This window comes from Faecalibacterium sp. Marseille-P9590, from assembly GCF_017377665.1.
In the GTDB taxonomy this organism is placed as follows: domain Bacteria; phylum Bacillota; class Clostridia; order Oscillospirales; family Ruminococcaceae; genus Faecalibacterium.
In genome coordinates this window covers 71,938-88,184 of record NZ_JAFREF010000002.1, presented here as the reverse complement: position 1 = coordinate 88,184, position 16,247 = coordinate 71,938, and the positions used below count along the sequence as shown (strand labels likewise).

Genomic DNA, 16,247 nt, shown 5'->3' with positions numbered 1-16,247 from the left:
CAAAAAGACTGCCGTGCATCGTCTTTCTGCACGGCAGTCTTGTCAAATCGGATCTTCAGTTACGGTAGCAGCGGTCCTGGCCTACCAGCCAGTCCTCGCACAGGCGCTCGGCCTCTTCCCGGCTGCAGCTCACACAGCGGAACAGCCGCCCTTTCAGCGAGCAGTAAGAATAGCGAACTTTCGGCACCCCATTTGCATCCCGGAATGATTCCCATCGTTCCTGTCCCGGCATCAAATAGCTTTGTTCCATAGCTTTCGCGCTTCCTTTCCGGCTGCTCTGGCAGCACAACGTGTTCATTTTATCACGTTTTGGCCGGGAGGACTATTCGCTCTTTCCACAAAAAGCGCTCTGCATTTTATGGGAGAATGTGCATTGACAAACCGCGATTCAACAGCGTTTCTTTTTCTTCCAGACAAAATACCCGGCGTATAGGACGAATACCGCCAGCGCTGCCAGCGAGACTTTACTGGCCAGGGAATAACCGTCGGCCTGATAGACGAAGTCGATGGTGTTCTCCCCCGCCGGAGCCAGAACGGCCATCAGCCCCTCGTCCACCCGGATGACCTCAGTCTCTTTGCCGTTGACGTAGGCCGTGAATCCATCGTCGTACGGTACGGAAAAGAAGACAAGGTTGTCCTTCTTCAGCGTAATCTCCGCATGGAAGCCGGAGTTGGTCATCTGGAAGGTGCTGCTAGCCGAGGCGCGGCGGTCGGCGCAGTCAGAGACGTAGGTGTCGTACCACAGGTCGTCCAGCTTTGCGTCAGGCAGCTTTTTGAGGTACTTGCCGTAGGTTTCGGCGTCCTCTTCGCTGAGCACCAGCGCCCGCATCAGGAGGTTCGCGCGGGTATTTTTAATGGTCGTCTCGTAGGACTCCTCCGTAATATAGTAGTCGTAGGTAAAGCCCATGGGAACGTAGTTCTCGTTCTCGTAGAGCATGAAGCCGTCTTTGGTGTCGTAATAGCTCCATCCGTCGTCCGCAGCGGCGAGAAAATCTTCCTGCTTTTCGGGCGTGGTGATGAGGTACTTGACGCTCAGCAGACCCCGCAGGGCGTAGTTGGAGATGTCCGGCTCACTGCGGACATCCCGCTTGACGCCCAGTGCCGGGTAGAAGCTGAGGATGCTGGGTGCAGCCGTGCTGCCGAAATATTGCAGGCTGCTCTTGTCGAGCCAGAGGCCGAGGTTGTCGTGGGTCTTGTAGGTATCCACGCGCCAGTCGCCCTCGGGCAGGTCATCCTTGAGCTTGATGGCAGAGATGTACTGCTCCACAAGGTCGCTGTCGGTGTGCCACTGGCCGAACTTGCCGATGCCGATGTGTACCATGCTGAACACGCAGGCAAAGGCCAGCACCACTGCCGTCATCCGACGGGCAAAGGCCCTGCTCCCCCGCCAGCGGCGGCAGAGCAGGTGGTACAGGATAAGACCGCCGATGCCGAAGCTCAGGACGGCGACATACTGGCCGGGATTCTGCAGCACACCCAGCGACCATTCTTTGGTATCACTGTCCTGCACCGGCACCAAGGCAAACGCCAGCGTCGCGATCATCAGCCAGCCGATGCCCCGGACCGGGGCGTCCAGCTCGTCGGCAGAGATGTCGGGGCTTTCCAGCGCACTGGCCGTCATGGCGCAGAGGATGAGCACCGGCATGTAGTACCACCGGGCGTAGTAGCTGGAATTGAGGGCGTAGAAGGCGCTGTTGAGCACCGGCACCAGCGCAAAGATGGCGCAGGTGGCGACGATGCGCTTTTTGCTGTCGCCCTTCCGCGCCCGCCAGTAGGCCATCGCGCCGACCAGACTGCACAGGGGCAGATAGGCCGACATGCTTGTCCACTTGATGATGCCCTCCGACCAGATGGAGGTGATGTAGGGCGAATCGGGCGGTAAGATCCAGCTCAGCAGGATGGCCAGATACTGCTGCACCTTCGAGTAGGTCAGAAAGCCCCAGCCCGACGACAGGTCGATGGTGCGGGGGTTCTGCAAAATGCTGAGTACCGCCGGCCAGAGCAGGACGAAGCCCAGAGCCGCGCCCAGCAGGCTCTCAAACGCCAGCCGGACGAAGAGTCGGACATTCATCGGGAAATCTTTCGTCGTCAGCTTGCAGATGAAGTAGATGACGAGGAAGAGGACCTGGCCGATGAAAAAGAAGTAGTTGTTGAGCAGGTTGACCCCCACCCAGAACGCGAAGAGGCCGTAGTGCTCTTCCTGCTCGTAGAGCGTTTCGTCCAGCGCCCAGAGCATCCACGGAAAGAGGGCCACCACGTCGATAAAGTGGTTGAAGAAAACATTGTAGATGCTGAAACCCGAGAAAGCATACAGGCAGGCACCCAGCACCGCGTGATCGGAGCGGCGGACATAGCGGCAGAGGTAGCGGTAAGCGCCGCCGCCCGCCACGGCAAATTTCAGCACCAGCAGCGGCACCATGAGGTAGGGCAGCCAGTTCTGGGGGAAGATGAGGGACAGCCAGAAGAACGGCGAACCATACAGGTAGAACGAGTAGGCGTTCATCGCGCCGCTGCCCAGGTCGGTGGCCCAGGAGAAGGTGCTGCGGGCCGCGCCGGCCATGCCGTCCGGGTAGCCTACCCCCTTGATAAAACCGTTCATGTAGCGGTAGAAGCTGATCTGCTGGCTGTTGAAATCGCCCGCGTAGTGGAAAAATCCACCGTCGATGATATAGAACGGCAGGAAGAATATCGCCGCCGTCAGCGCACAGAGCAGCATGGTGCGGAGCATCTGGTCCCGCCGCCCCGGCATATTGAGCAGCCGGGCATTTCCGGTCTGATTTTTTGAATCGTCCATTGTCTATCCTCTTTCCCCGCCCGGAGGGGCGGCACAGGCCCATCGCCCGCATCGTTCTCGCGTTCCAGTATAACACGCGGCTGTGTGGAAAAAAAGAATTTTCGTGTTTTGCTTGACATTCGCCCGCCGGGCGGGTATAACCCTCTCAAAGACACTTCAAGGAGGCCGACATGAAGCTATACCCGTTCAGCGCCCTTCTGGCGCGGATGAAGTACATCACCCGGTGGAGTCTGATGCACTCCACCCGCCCGGAATCCCTCAGTGAGCACACCTGCGACACTGCCCTGCTGGCCCATACCCTCTGCCTCATCGCGCGGCGGTACACCGGCACGCCCTGCCGCCCCAAGACGGTGGCGGTGGCGGCGCTCTATCACGATGCACCCGAGATCATCACCGGCGATATGCCCACGCCGGTCAAGTACAGCAGCCCCGGCCTGCGGGACGCCTATAAGGCGCTGGAGGCCGAGAGTGTGGATTCCATGACCCGTCTGCTGCCGCCAGAGCTGGCCGAGGAGGTCAGCCCCTTCATCACCGGCAGCCTGCTGACCGCCGAGGAAAAGCGGCTCCTGAAAGCTGCTGACCGGCTCTCGGCCTTCATCAAGTGCATGGAGGAGCAGCGCAGCGGCAACCACGAATTTGACGCCGCGCTTCGTCAGCAGCGGGATGCACTGGAAGGGATGCACTGCCCCGAGGCCGACTGGTTCATGGCGCACTGCCTCCCCTGCTTCACCCAGAACCTCGACGAGCTGACCCGCAGCGAATGATCACGGGAAGGGGACTTCCCGCACGTCGTCCGGGTCCAGCCCGGCCTTGCGCTGCTCTTCGAACACCGCCGCAATAAGCTCGTCCAGGTCTTCCAGACGGGACAGGGTGCAGCAGTAGCGGCGGAGGGCGGCAGCACCCTTGAGGCCCTTCATATAGTGCATAGTCTGGGCGCGGGCCTGAGGCATGGCGGTATATTCGCCCTTCTGCTCCACCATCTCTTCCACCTGACGGCGGAGGGCGTTCATCCGGGCCTGCAGGTTCGGCTCCTTGGGAGTCGGCAGGCCCTCGATGGCGGCGTTCACCCGCTCGAACAGCCACGGGTCGCCCAGCGCGGCACGGGCGATCATGACGCCGTCGCAGCCGGTATGCTGCATCATCTCCACGGCATCTTCTGCCGTGTGGATGTCGCCGTTGCCCAGCACAGGCACCTTCACCGCCGCCTTGACCTTGGCGATGATGTCCGGGTCGATGCCCGGGGTGTACATCTGCTCCCGGGTGCGGGCGTGGACGGCGATGAGTTCAGCCCCCGCCTGCTCGCAGGCTTTGGCGCACTCCACCGCCGTGATGTGGTCGGCGTCCCAGCCTTTCCGCATCTTGACCGTCACCGGGCGGGTGGTGTGGGCCTTGACCTGCTCGACGATGCGGCCGCAGAGGTCGGGGTCCAGCATCAGTTTGCTGCCTGCACCGCCCGAGACGATCTTCGGGGCCGGGCAGCCCATGTTGATGTCCAGAAAGTCGAACTCGTATTCTTCAATAGCCGCTGCGGCCTCGCCCATGATCTGGGGCACCTCGCCGAAGATCTGCACGCCGTAGGGTGCGCCGTTGGGTTCGGCTTTGAGCAGGCTGACCGTTTTGTGGTCGTGGTAGACCAGCGCCCGGCTGGACACCATCTCGCTGACCGTAAATCCTGCGCCGTGCTGGGCCATCAGCCGACGGCAGGGCGCGTCCGTAAAGCCCGCCATCGGGCCAAAAACTGCCCGGTGGGGCAGGGTGATATTTCCGATTTTCAGAGAATCCATCTTATCCCTCGTTTTGCTTGACAATGGCTTGCAAAAGCTCTATCCTATAAACAAGAAAGGCACTGTCTGCGAATGGTCAGCGTCCTTCCGGCATGAGATCAAAAAGAATGACCGCAGGCTGTGGGAGCGAGGCGGTCATTTCTTTTTGCTATTGGAAATCGTCCATGTGATTTGCAACAGCGACGACCGCCGCCTGCGGCGGATGCAGGGAGGAGCTGTTGGGGCAGCGGCCAGCAGGACATGAGCGCCGCTCAAGGCGCGAAATGGCCGCTGAGAGCCGCAACCCGGGTTCCTTTAGAATATCATATTTCCCGCACGAATACAACACCCCGGCTTCCTGCAGGCCGGGGTGTTCGTCTTGTCTATCGCAATTTCTCCTGCTATACTTAGGGCAAAGGAGCGGTGGGCAGACCCCCGCCGGAGAAATGGCTATGGAGTATCGTGATTGGACGAAAAAAGACGGCATCGGGCGGGACATCTCCACCTCGCTGCTGGGCTACGGGTGTATGCGCTTCCCCACCCTGCCGGATGGCCGCATCGACGAAGTGCGGGCCGAAAAGCTGCTGAACACTGCCCGGGAGGCGGGCGTCAACTACTTTGACACCGCTTTCCCCTACCACGGCGGTGAGAGCGAACCTTTCGTGGGCCGGGTCATTGCCAAGTGGCCTCGGGAGAGCTTCTACCTCGCCACCAAGCTGCCTCTGTGGAGCTGCAAGACCCTCGACGAGGCCAAAGACATCTTCGAGAAGCAGTTCGAGCGGCTGGGCGTGGACTACATCGACTTCTATCTGCTGCATTCCCTGCACAAAGCCCGCTACGATGCGGCCAAAGAGATGGGCATCGTAGACTGGCTCTGGGAGCAGAAGGCTGCCGGGCGCATCCGGAATTTTGGCTTTTCCTGCCACGACAACGCGGCGGGCTTCGAACATATCCTGCGCGACCAGCCGTGGGACTTCTGCCAGCTGCAGTACAACTACCTCGACACCGATGACCGTGCCGAGGAGATCGCAGGCGACCGGGGCTATGCTCTTACCGAAGAACTGAATGTTCCCCTCATCATCATGGAACCCATCAAGGGCGGTACGCTGGCACAGCTGCCGCCGGACGCTGCCGCGCCGCTGAATGCACTGGACGCCGACGCCAGCGCGGCCTCGTGGGCGCTGCGCTGGGTGGCCAGCCACAAAAATGTGAAGGTCGTCCTCTCCGGCATGAGCGCAGAAGACCAGCTGGACGACAACCTCGCCACCTTCGGAGATTTCCGCCCCATGACCGACGCCGAGAACGCCGCCATCCGGCAGACTGCCGATGTCCTGCGCAGCCACATCAAAATCGGCTGCACCGGCTGCCGCTACTGTATGCCCTGCCCCATGGGCGTGGATATTCCGGACAATTTCAGCATCTGGAATAAGCTCGGGATGTTCGGCAATAAGGACGCCATCCGCCAGCAGTGGACAGCCTGCTTCCCGGATGCCGAAAAGGCCATTCACTGCATCCGCTGCGGCAAGTGTGAGGCCGTCTGCCCCCAGCATCTGCCGATTCGGGACTCTCTTGCAAAGCTCCAGACGGAACTGGACAATTTATAATGAGTGAAAGCGGGCGCTCCTCTGTCTCTCCGGACAGGTGGAGCGCCCGCTTTTTGTTTAACCTACGTTGATGTGACCCACCGGGAGGACTTTGCGCTTGTTGTCATCGGGCTTTGCCGTCAGGCTGATCGCCAGCGACACCGGGCCAACGCGGCCCATGAACATACAGGCCATATACAGCAGCTTTGCGCCGGTGTTCAGCTGTCCAGTGACACCCACCGACAGGCCCACCGTACCGAACGCCGAGCAGGACTCGAAGATGCAGTCGATGACCGACACCGTCTCTGCGGTGTTGTAGTACACCACGACGGCAGAGCCGAACGCCGCCACCGCGCCGATGACGATGATGGTCAGAGCGCGGTAGACCGTCTTGGACTCGATGTGGTGGCCGCCGATGACGCAGTCGTCGCGGCCCTGTGCCACGCTGCGGATGGTCAGGATGAGTACCGCGAAGGTCGTCACCTTGACGCCGCCGCCCGTCGAACCAGGGGCCGCACCGATGAACTGCAGCACGCTCATCAGCAGCTTGCTGATGGGGCTGCAGGCCGCGAGGTCGATGGTGTTCATACCCGCAGTACGGGTGGATACCGACTGGAACAGCGCCGCCATTATCTTGCCCGGGACGGACAGGCCGCCCATCGTCCTGGGGTTCGACCACTCGAGCAGGGCCAGCAGCACCGCGCCGCCCACCCAGAAGATGACCGAGAACTGCAACACGACTTTCGCGTGGAGAGAGAGCCGCCGCTTTTTGCGGTACTCCGCCAGCTCCACCCAGACCATGAAGCCCAGACCACCGGCCATGATCATGAACATGATGACAGCCTGCACATAGTAGTTGTTGACGTACGGCACCAGCGAGGAGTAGTCTCCAAACCGTCCGAAGAGGTCAAAGCCTGCGTTGCAGAAAGCCGAGATGGCCGTGAACACGCTGACCCACACACCCTCTGCGCCGAACTGCGGCACAAATGCGAAGAGCAGCAGCACGATGCCCACGGCCTCAAAAGCCGCCGCCAGCTTGATGACGATCTTCAGCACCTCAGTGGCCTTGGACAGGCCGTCTGCCGAGACGCTCTCGCCCAGCAGCCGCAGGTCGCGGAAGCCCATCCGCCGCCGGGCCGCCAGAGCGAAGAAGCTGGTGAGGGTGACAAGGCCGAGGCCTCCCACTTGAATGAGCATCAGGATGATTACCTGCCCGAACAGCGAAAACTGACTCCATGTATCCCGCACGACGAGGCCCGTCACGCAGGTGGCACTGGTGGCGGTGAACATGGCGTCGATGACGCCCAGCCGCCCCGTCCTGCTGGAAATGGGCAGGGTAAGCAGCAGCGTCCCCACCGCGATGACCAGCAGAAAGCTGCTGCAGATGGTCTGCGTCGCACTGCTGCCCGCCAGCCAGCCCTTGTTGGGCCGGCGTGTCCGCTTTTTGGTTTTGTTTTTTCCCATTGCAACCTCCCGGGGCTCCCCCAGGCCAGCAGCCAGAGGGGCGAGTCGTTCTGCCGCCCCTGCGCAAAGTTTCCCGGCGCAGGAGCCTCTCTTTATAGGATACACCTTTTTTCTCTCCGATTCAACTTGATTTTGTGCGCTGTTTGCGGTATCATATCTGTAATGTGTCTCAGTAGCTCAGTTGGATAGAGCGTCCCCCTCCTAAGGTTGCGTTACAACGGCCACCTCAAAAAAAACTAAATAAGGGATTGCAGTTCGACTTTGATCGGGCTATAATCATATATCAGACACGTCCATATAGCTCAGCTGGATAGAGCACACGCCTCCTAAGCGTGGGGTCGGAGGTTCAAATCCTCTTATGGACGCCAGTGAACAACGCCGAAAGCCTTTGTTTTCAAGGGTTTTCGGCTTTTCTTATATAAAAAGCTACGAAAAAGCTCTTTCACTGTATGAGATAAAATTCTACTCCAAAATTTGATTTTTGACAACCCCTCCAGAATCGAACGGTTGTTATAAGACAAAATCGCCAGCTAATTTTTAGCAGAAAACGGGCTGTTCTTGCTAATGAAAATGCCCTTCCTGCTAATCAGCCCCAAAATCGTGCCAAAAATCCAGCTAATCAAAAAAGGCGGATGTTTTGAATACCATGCAGTTATAGCAGATAAAATTAAATATCGTTATGTACATAGAGCGTCTATTTGCCCCGCATTGGGGATGGATAGGCGCTCTTTTTTTATGCCCAAACCCATGGGCAAATACAAGAGATTGGAGGTGTTTTATTTGAGCAAGCCTGTTTATACCGCAGACAAGCCGAGCGACTGTCATTACTGCTACTTCTGGACGAATGGCAGAAAGGGCTGCCGTCTGGGTAGAAATAATTGCTACTACTTAATCTCTTTGCCGCCGAAACCCAAGTCGGAATGTGATGGCTGTCCCTATGGGCGAGATCACCCGTGCATTGGTTGGTGTACGAAGAAGGTTATGCGTGAAGTGGGGCTTCGTTGATATGGATGTGTATGAACAGGAATACCGCTTCTACTATTTTGCCCGATGTCCTTACGAAAAGACGGATACGACTTTCCGCAGCATTCCGCTGACAACAGAAAGTTTTCCGCAGAAAGAAGGTGGTGAAGCCGTGTGAGTTTTGATTATTTTTACGGTCAGCAATCCGATCTATTCACATTCTATCGAGTTCCGAAGGTGTTGTTCACGAACGAGAGGTTCTGGAATATTTCTGCCGATGCCAAGATGCTGTATGGCATTTTGCTTGACCGCATGAGCCTGTCTGCCAAGAATGGTTGGATAGATAAAAACGGTAGAGTGTATATCATTTTTACAATCGACGAAGCGAAGATGGCTCTGAACTGTGCTGAACAAAAGGCTATCAAGCTGCTCAGTGAACTTGAGAAGAAAGCAGGATTGATTGAACGTAAGCGCCAGGGTTTGGGAAAGCCCAACCTGATCTATGTGAAGAACTTTATCTCTGCTGTGGATTCACAACTCTTGAATTGTGAAAATCACAATTCTGGAACAATGGAAATCACAACTCAAGAACTTCCGAAATCACAATGTAATAATACTGATATTAAAAATACTGAATTTAGTGATACTGATTCTATCTTTCCTTCCGGAAATGGTGGAATGATGGACGAGAATGACCGGTATCAAGAATACTTTGATTATTTCTCGGATCAGCTTAGTATGGATTTGTTGAAGAAGGATTACCCTTACGATTCCGAAATGCTGGATAACATTCTGGAGTTGATCGTTGAAACAGTTTGCACGAAGCGACCGTTGATTCGCATTGGTGCAGAGGAGCGTCCGGCAGAAATTGTCCGCAGTCGGTTTATGAAACTGAATGCCGAACACATTCGATATGTTATGGACTGCTTCAAGGAGAACACCACAAAGATTAGAAATATCCGTCAGTATATGCTGACTACGATATACAATGCGCCGACGACAATAGACACCTACTACGATGCTCTTGTTCGGCACGATATGTCACACGGATATTTGGAAGGAGGATTTAAGAAATTGAAAATGAAGCGAGAGGAAGGAGAGTGACGATAAATGTCGAAAAAAGCAACCATCATTGCGGTGGTCAATCAGAAAGGAGGCACTGGAAAGACCACCACCACCGAGAATCTGGGCGTTGGCTTGGCTCTTGAAGGAAAAAAGGTGCTTCTGGTAGACACCGATCCCCAGGCTTCCCTGACGGTCAGTTTGGGCAATCCCTGCCCGGATGATCTGTCTCCGACACTTTCCGATCTGATGGGAAAGATTATGATGGAAAACCCTATTACTCCCGATGAAGGGATTCTTCATCATCCGGAGGGCGTTGATTTGGTGCCGTCCAACATCGAACTCTCAGGTATGGAGGTAGCACTGGTCAATGCCATGAGCCGGGAAACCATTCTCCGGCAATACCTGGATACAGTCAAACAGAATTATGATTACATTCTTCTTGACTGTATGCCGTCTTTGGGTATGCTGACCGTCAATGCGTTGGCAGCTGCCGACAATGTGCTGATACCGGTTCAGGCAGCATACCTTCCTGCAAAGGGTCTGGAACAGCTGCTTGGAACCATCAACAAGGTCAAGAGGCAAATCAACCCGAAACTGAGGATTGAAGGGATTCTTCTGACGATGGTGGACAGCCGCACCAACTACTCCAAAGACATCAGCAATCTGATTCGGGAGAGCTACGGCGGAAAGCTGAAGGTTTACAAGACCGACATTCCCCGCTCTGTCCGTGCAGAGGAAATCAGCGCAGAGGGAACCAGTATCTTCAAGCATGATCCCAAAGGCAAAGTTGCCGAAGCCTATAAAATTCTGACGAAGGAGGTGTTAAACAATGCAGAAAAAAGGCGCAAACATCAGCTTGAAGGGGTACGATGATATTTTCTCCACCGATCAATCCAGAGCTGAAGCCCAGCAGGAGCGTGTGCAGGAAATTCCGCTTTCTGAGCTACACCCCTTTGAGGGACACCCCTTCCGTGTGGTTGATGATGAAGAAATGATGAAAACGGCAGAGAGCGTCCGAGATTTCGGAGTTCTCACTCCTGCGATTGTCCGTCCTGACCCCGACGGTGGTTATGAAATCGTTTCTGGTCACAGGCGGCACCGGGCATCGGAGCTTGCGGGTAAGGAAACCATGCCTGCGATTGTTCGTGACCTGGACGATGATGCAGCCATTATTTTGATGGTTGATGCGAATTTGCAGAGGGAGAGTATCCTGCCGAGTGAAAGAGCATTTGCTTATAAGATGAAGCTGGATGCGATTAAACATCAAGGTCAACGCACCGATTTAACTTCATCCCAAGTTGGGATGAAGTTGCAGGCAATGGATATAGTCGGTCAGGAGGCAGGAGAAAGCAGAAATCAGGTACACCGTTATATCCGTCTGACCGAACTGATTCCGGAACTGCTGGATATGGTAGATACGGGTCAGATCAAATTCAATCCTGCGGTGGAGCTTTCCTATCTGGCAAGTGAAGAACAGAAGGATTTTCTTTCTGCAATGGATTATGCTCAAGCAGCTCCTTCCCTTTCGCAAGCACAGCGAATTAAAAAGCTCGCACAGGAGGGCGAGTGTACGCTGGATGCGATGTGCGAGATTATGAATGAAATCAAGAAGGGAGAGCTGGACAGAGTAACCTTCAAAACGGATTCGTTGCGAAAATACTTCCCGAAGTCCTATACCAACAAGCAGATGGAGGATAAAATCATTCAGCTTTTGGAGCAATGGCAGAAAAAAAGAGAAAAATCAATGGAAAGGTAAGGTAAAAAATGTTTACACCCAAAAACATTCAGGGCGCTTTGGAAGAACTCTACGACCTTTGCGATCCTGATTATATGGTAGATATGCTCGTAAACTACAGTGAGGAGTTCGATGATATTTCTCCTGCGCTTCTGGCAAAGTCGTTTCAGAAAAATGCCGAGATGATTAGCGAGTATCGAGTATTGTCCTCTGCTGGTGAGGGTATCGACTATCAGGGAAAGGTACTTCTGAACAGCAGAGCCGTGCGGCTTCTGTCCTATGTAGAAGATATGAGCGGCGATGAAAAAGTTCGCACGATTCAGAGCAAGGAGCTGTGGTTAGCAGAAGATATGACATTCTATGTGGTGTCCTGTATGTCTACGATCACGATGGACAAGGAAGAAGCCATTTGTCTTAACGAACACCGCAGCGTGGTTACTACGGTGGAATGCGAGGACGATATTTTCTTCGACATGGGTTCCCTGATTTGCGAACTGGACGATATTTGCTTGTTCGAGCTTTTAGCCGATGTGGATGCGACTATTTATGAACTGTAACAGGTTCATGGATGGTCGCTTTTCTTATTTCCAAAGAAACGGAGGTATCGAAACTTGAAAGAATACGATGTGAAGATCACCGAAACCTTGGAGAAAACGGTTACGGTGCAAGCAGAATCTCACGATGCGGCAGAGGAACAGGTTAGAGCCGCTTATTACAATTCGGAGTACATTCTGGACTCCGAAAACTTTACCGGTGTTGCGTTCGGCACGACCGAGGAACGGGAGGTTCAGAAAGAACAGGCAGATACCATGAATGTGTTGCTGGTAAAGCCGTTCATGTATCCGCAGGCTGTGCAGATCGGCTGTGAGCTGGAGGATTTGCAGAAAGCCGTAGGTGGCGATATTGAGGCAACTTATCCGTTCAATGAGCCGGTTGCACTGGTGATGCACGACGAAGGTAAACTCGTAGGCAAAGAACTGAACCGTGCGCTGCGTGATGATGACGGCGATATTTATGACATTATCGCCGGTGATTTTCTGGTTGTGGGATTGGGCGAGGATGATTTTTGTTCTCTGTCCCCGGAACTGATGAAGCAGTTTGAGGAACACTTTCATCAGCCTGAGACTTTTGTACGCATGGGGCGCAGCATTATGGCGCTTCCCCTGCCGGATGACATGGTGAAGAAAGAAGATGCACCTGTCAAAGCTGATTCGGTTCCCCACAAAAGTAACCCTGACCGAGATGTTCTGTAAGGAGGTTCTTATGCAAAGAAATTCGACGATTGGAGAGCTGATGGAGCGAAAGCGGATTCAGGATGGTGCCAAGGAGTACCAGGGACATACCTATATGGACTTGGCACGATTTGATGACGCCACCAAGCACATGATTATTTTCGATGTGCTGACCGATGAATCGCCTGTCGGTTGGAAAGGCGAAAGAAATCGCCTGTATTTGAGCGATGTGGGTTATCAGAAGGCTCTGGATAACCAGAAAGCTGGCAATATCAAGATTATCAGCCATGCCGCAGTTGCCAAGGGCAATCTGTATTACGACCACAGAGATATGGCACGATAATCTGTTCACTCTACTGCTTGCAGGAGGTGATGAATCATGCAGGAAGAAGTTGAAAACAGAACAGTAAACCTGGCGATCAGCACAACCAAGCTGACGGGGCGCACTATCATTGCCGGTATCCGCAAGTATTTGCAGCACCGGGAAAAAGTGAAGATGAAAAAGGCACGAGACCCTGCCGTTCATGGAAAGCAATCCGTGAAACAGCTTTTGGGACAGAATCAGGGTGCTACGAATGTTGAGATCGACAAAGAGAGTATCCGTGATTTTGAAAAGCTCGCCAAGAAGTATGGCGTGGACTTTGCCGTAAGAAAAGATAAGTCCGTTGATCCTCCCCGGTTTCTTGTTTTTGTCCGTTCTAAAGATGCAGATGCTTTGGATGCAATCTGCAAGGAACATCAGGCAAGGGCATTAACCAAGAATGAAAAGCCGAGCGTTCTGGCGCAGCTGAAGAAGTTCAAGGAAATTGTCGCAGCGATTCCGAAGAAGGTTCGAGAGAAGAAACAGGAGCGTGATCTGTGATGGATAAGAGAAAAATGAAAAAGCTCCTGATTCTGAATTTACCGTATTTTCTGGTAGGGTTGTTCGCTACGAATTTAGGAGAAGCATGGAGATTGGCTGAGGGGGCAGATTCATCTGCGAAAATCCTCAGCTTTTTTCATGCCCTTCCGATAGCCCTGAACAATCCGTTTCCCAGCTTTCACCCGTTGGATTTGCTGATTGGTATTCTCTGCGGCGCAGGACTTCGGCTGGCTGTCTATCTAAAAGGCAAAAACGCAAAGAAGTACCGACACAATGTTGAGTACGGTTCTGCTCGTTGGGGAACGGCAAAAGATATTGAGCCGTTTATTGCACCAAAGTTCGAGGACAATGTGATCCTGACGAAAACGGAGCGGCTGATGATGAGCAATCGCCCGAAGAATCCTGCCAATGCCCGAAATAAGAATGTTCTGATTATCGGCGGTTCGGGTTCCGGTAAAACTCGCTTTTGGTTGAAGCCAAACCTTCTCCAGATGCACAGTTCCTATGTGGTCACTGACCCGAAAGGCAGCATCGTGATTGAGTGCGGCAACGCCCTTTTGAAGCATGGCTACACCATCAAGATTTTCAACACCATCAACTTTCAGAAGTCGATGCACTATAACCCATTTGCCTATATCCATTCAGAAAAAGACATTCTGAAACTGGTGACAACGCTGATTGCCAACACAAAGGGTGATGGAAAAGCCGGTGATGAGTTCTGGACGAAGGCGGAAACGCTGCTCTACTGTGCCTTGATCGGATATATCCACTATGAAGCTCCGGTTGAGGAACAGAATTTCTCCACCCTGATTGAGTTCCTGAACGCAATGGAGGTGCGGGAAGATGATGAGGAGTTCCAGAACCCGGTGGATCTGATGTTTGAAGCCCTGGAAAAGAAAAAGCCGAATCACTTTGCAGTCCGTCAGTATAAAAAATACAAGCTGGCTGCCGGCAAGACCGCTAAGTCGATTTTGATTTCCTGCGGCGCTCGTCTGGCTCCTTTTGATATTCAGGAGGTCAGAGATGTGACTGCCTATGACGAGTTGCAGTTGGATACTCTCGGAGATAAGAAAACGGCGCTCTTTCTGATTATGTCAGATACGGATGCGACGTTTAATTTTTTGATCTCCATGATTTACACACAGCTGTTCAACTTGTTGTGCGAGAAAGCAGATGATGTGTACGGCGGCAGACTGCCGGTTCATGTGCGCTGCTTGATTGATGAGATGGCAAACATCGGTCAGATTCCCAATCTGGAAAAACTGGTAGCGACAATCCGAAGCCGTGAAATATCGGCTTGCCTTGTTCTCCAGGCACAATCACAGCTGAAAGCCATTTATAAAGACAATGCCGATACCATCATCGGCAACATGGATTCCCGAATTTTCCTGGGTGGTTCTGAGCCAACCACGCTCAAAGAACTGAATCAGGCATTGGGAAAAGAAACTATCGACACCTACAACACCTCCAACACCAGAGGTAACAGCCCGTCTTACGGCTTGAATTATCAGAAGTTAGGCAAAGACCTTGCGAGCGTAGATGAGCTTGCGGTTCTGGATGGCAGCAAGTGTATTTTGCAGTTGCGTGGTGTCAGACCGTTTCTTTCTGACAAGTACGATCTGACGCAGCACCCCAATTATAAGTACACATCAGACTTTGATAAGAGAAATGAGTTCAACATTGAGCAGTTTCTGAGTCGAAGGTTGAAGCTCAAGGCAGGTGATGAGTTTGTGGTAGTCGATGCGGATTAAGGAGGTTTCTGTTTGGAAAATCTGAAAACGGTATCTGCCCTGGTTAAGAACATCTTGGAACACGACCACAAGGCAAGAAATACCGACAATCATTTGTACCTGATGGTACTGGAACACTATTCCGGTCTGCGTGGCATCGACATTCATGCCATGACGGTTCCTGTGTTTTTGAAGGAACTGGATAGACGCAGCTTTCCGGGGTTTGAAACTGTCCGCAGAAGCAGACAGAAAGTGCAGGCAACCTACCCTGACCTTGCTCCCAGTGAAGCCGTAGGCAAGCGCAGAGCAAAAAATGAGGTTGTATATCGAGAATTTGCAGAAAGCGAGGTGTAAAAAAAATGACTTGGTGGATCACGGATACCTCTATTGGGCAGCGATTGAAGTTCGTTAGACGATTTCGCCGCCTTACCCAGAAAGAGCTTGGACTCCTGATGGGGTATTCCGAGAAAACAGCGGATGTCCGTATTGCTCAGTATGAGAAAAACGCTCGAACCCCTAATGCAGAAACCACAGCGAAACTCGCAGAGGTTCTGAAGGTTTCACCTGTCGTTTTTTCACCGACAATCTGTGCTTCTCGTGAAGATTTGTTGCAGTCAATGTATTGGCTGTTTCTTATGAAAGGTGGTGGTGATATATATGATTGTGAAACTGAATATGCAAGAAGCAGAATGGAACAGAAACTTGGCGTGATAACCGTCGAGGAGTTCCTTGAAAAGATTCTCGTAAACTAAGCCTTCCGTCCGGTTTTGATGCCGGTAGTACGGAGGGCTTTTTCTATTCTCAAAACAATTTCAAATTTTAGGAGGAAAATATTATGGCATTTTTCAATAGCGCAGTAACCGTTCTTCAGACTCTCGTTATCGCTCTGGGCGCAGGTCTTGGCATCTGGGGTGCAATCAATCTGCTTGAGGGCTACGGCAACGATAACCCCGGCGCAAAGTCCCAGGGCATGAAGCAGCTCATGGCTGGCGGCGGTGTTGCCCTCATCGGCACCACCCTTGTACCTCTGCTCTCCGGACTGTTCGGTTAATCACA

General features: G+C 53.4%; 18 protein-coding genes and 1 tRNA gene. 15 read left to right on the top strand and 4 right to left on the bottom strand.

Annotated features, from left to right (window positions below; all coding sequences use genetic code 11):
• Positions 1 to 55: 55 nt before the first annotated feature.
• Complete coding sequence (locus tag J3349_RS03105) at positions 56 to 250, bottom strand: DUF3873 family protein (protein ID WP_158388227.1); 195 nt, start codon at positions 248 to 250, stop codon at positions 56 to 58.
• A 138-nt stretch (positions 251 to 388) separates the two neighbouring features.
• Positions 389 to 2,794: a YfhO family protein gene (locus J3349_RS03100; RefSeq protein WP_207676403.1), complete on the bottom strand. Its 2,406-nt coding sequence runs from the start codon at positions 2,792 to 2,794 to the stop codon at positions 389 to 391.
• Between the two features lie 170 nt (positions 2,795 to 2,964).
• On the opposite strand from J3349_RS03100, the gene yfbR reads away from it, so the two are divergent.
• Positions 2,965 to 3,558, top strand: coding sequence for a 5'-deoxynucleotidase (yfbR, locus tag J3349_RS03095; protein ID WP_207676402.1), 594 nt, complete (start codon positions 2,965 to 2,967; stop codon positions 3,556 to 3,558).
• On the opposite strand, the gene dusB is transcribed toward yfbR, so the two are convergent.
• Positions 3,559 to 4,578 carry a tRNA dihydrouridine synthase DusB gene (dusB, locus tag J3349_RS03090; RefSeq protein WP_158403818.1) on the bottom strand — a complete coding sequence of 340 codons (1,020 nt, stop codon included), beginning with the start codon at positions 4,576 to 4,578 and terminating at the stop codon, positions 3,559 to 3,561. It abuts the gene before it with no gap.
• A gap of 431 nt (positions 4,579 to 5,009) precedes the next feature.
• Here dusB and J3349_RS03085 point away from each other — a divergent pair, with 431 nt between their 5' ends.
• A complete protein-coding gene (locus tag J3349_RS03085; RefSeq protein WP_207676401.1) occupies positions 5,010 to 6,161 on the top strand; it encodes an aldo/keto reductase in 1,152 nt (383 codons plus the stop codon).
• A gap of 57 nt (positions 6,162 to 6,218) precedes the next feature.
• Here J3349_RS03085 and J3349_RS03080 read toward each other — a convergent pair whose 3' ends face one another.
• Entirely contained in the window at positions 6,219 to 7,604 is a 1,386-nt protein-coding gene (locus J3349_RS03080) for a potassium transporter TrkG (protein WP_207676400.1), read from the bottom strand.
• 291 nt (positions 7,605 to 7,895) lie between these two features.
• On the opposite strand from J3349_RS03080, the gene J3349_RS03075 reads away from it, so the two are divergent.
• The 13 genes from J3349_RS03075 to J3349_RS03015 all read left to right on the top strand — a co-directional run bounded on the left by J3349_RS03075 (position 7,896) and on the right by J3349_RS03015 (position 16,242).
• Positions 7,896 to 7,972 (top strand) — tRNA-Arg (locus J3349_RS03075).
• 569 nt (positions 7,973 to 8,541) lie between these two features.
• The gene (locus J3349_RS03070) at positions 8,542 to 8,745 is read left to right on the top strand and encodes a hypothetical protein (RefSeq protein WP_223385014.1); all 204 of its coding nucleotides are present in this window, start codon (positions 8,542 to 8,544) and stop codon (positions 8,743 to 8,745) included.
• A complete protein-coding gene (locus J3349_RS03065) occupies positions 8,742 to 9,671 on the top strand; it encodes a DUF6017 domain-containing protein (protein ID WP_002304312.1) in 930 nt (309 codons plus the stop codon). The genes J3349_RS03070 and J3349_RS03065 overlap by 4 nt, the downstream gene beginning before the upstream one ends.
• Before the next feature lie 6 nt (positions 9,672 to 9,677).
• A complete protein-coding gene (locus tag J3349_RS03060; RefSeq protein WP_002304313.1) occupies positions 9,678 to 10,505 on the top strand; it encodes a ParA family protein in 828 nt (275 codons plus the stop codon).
• Positions 10,462 to 11,388 carry a ParB/RepB/Spo0J family partition protein gene (locus J3349_RS03055; protein WP_002304314.1) on the top strand — a complete coding sequence of 309 codons (927 nt, stop codon included), beginning with the start codon at positions 10,462 to 10,464 and terminating at the stop codon, positions 11,386 to 11,388. Before J3349_RS03060 ends, J3349_RS03055 begins: the two co-directional genes overlap by 44 nt.
• Positions 11,389 to 11,396: 8 nt before the next feature.
• A complete protein-coding gene (locus tag J3349_RS03050; protein WP_002304315.1) occupies positions 11,397 to 11,924 on the top strand; it encodes a hypothetical protein in 528 nt (175 codons plus the stop codon).
• Positions 11,925 to 11,978: 54 nt separating this feature from the next.
• A complete protein-coding gene (locus J3349_RS03045) occupies positions 11,979 to 12,620 on the top strand; it encodes a DUF3846 domain-containing protein (RefSeq protein WP_002588969.1) in 642 nt (213 codons plus the stop codon).
• 10 nt (positions 12,621 to 12,630) lie between these two features.
• The gene (locus J3349_RS03040) at positions 12,631 to 12,942 is read left to right on the top strand and encodes a DUF5720 family protein (RefSeq protein ID WP_002304317.1); all 312 of its coding nucleotides are present in this window, start codon (positions 12,631 to 12,633) and stop codon (positions 12,940 to 12,942) included.
• A gap of 36 nt (positions 12,943 to 12,978) precedes the next feature.
• Positions 12,979 to 13,461, top strand: coding sequence for a PcfB family protein (locus J3349_RS03035; protein ID WP_002304320.1), 483 nt, complete (start codon positions 12,979 to 12,981; stop codon positions 13,459 to 13,461).
• Positions 13,461 to 15,212 carry a VirD4-like conjugal transfer protein, CD1115 family gene (locus J3349_RS03030; protein ID WP_002588968.1) on the top strand — a complete coding sequence of 584 codons (1,752 nt, stop codon included), beginning with the start codon at positions 13,461 to 13,463 and terminating at the stop codon, positions 15,210 to 15,212. The genes J3349_RS03035 and J3349_RS03030 overlap by 1 nt, the downstream gene beginning before the upstream one ends.
• 12 nt (positions 15,213 to 15,224) lie before the next feature.
• On the top strand, positions 15,225 to 15,545 hold the full coding sequence (locus J3349_RS03025) for a hypothetical protein (protein WP_002304332.1): 321 nt from the start codon (positions 15,225 to 15,227) through the stop codon (positions 15,543 to 15,545).
• Positions 15,546 to 15,550: 5 nt separating this feature from the next.
• Positions 15,551 to 15,943, top strand: coding sequence for a helix-turn-helix transcriptional regulator (locus J3349_RS03020; RefSeq protein WP_002304334.1), 393 nt, complete (start codon positions 15,551 to 15,553; stop codon positions 15,941 to 15,943).
• Positions 15,944 to 16,026: 83 nt separating this feature from the next.
• Positions 16,027 to 16,242: a Maff2 family mobile element protein gene (locus J3349_RS03015; protein WP_002576404.1), complete on the top strand. Its 216-nt coding sequence runs from the start codon at positions 16,027 to 16,029 to the stop codon at positions 16,240 to 16,242.
• Positions 16,243 to 16,247: the final 5 nt, after the last annotated feature.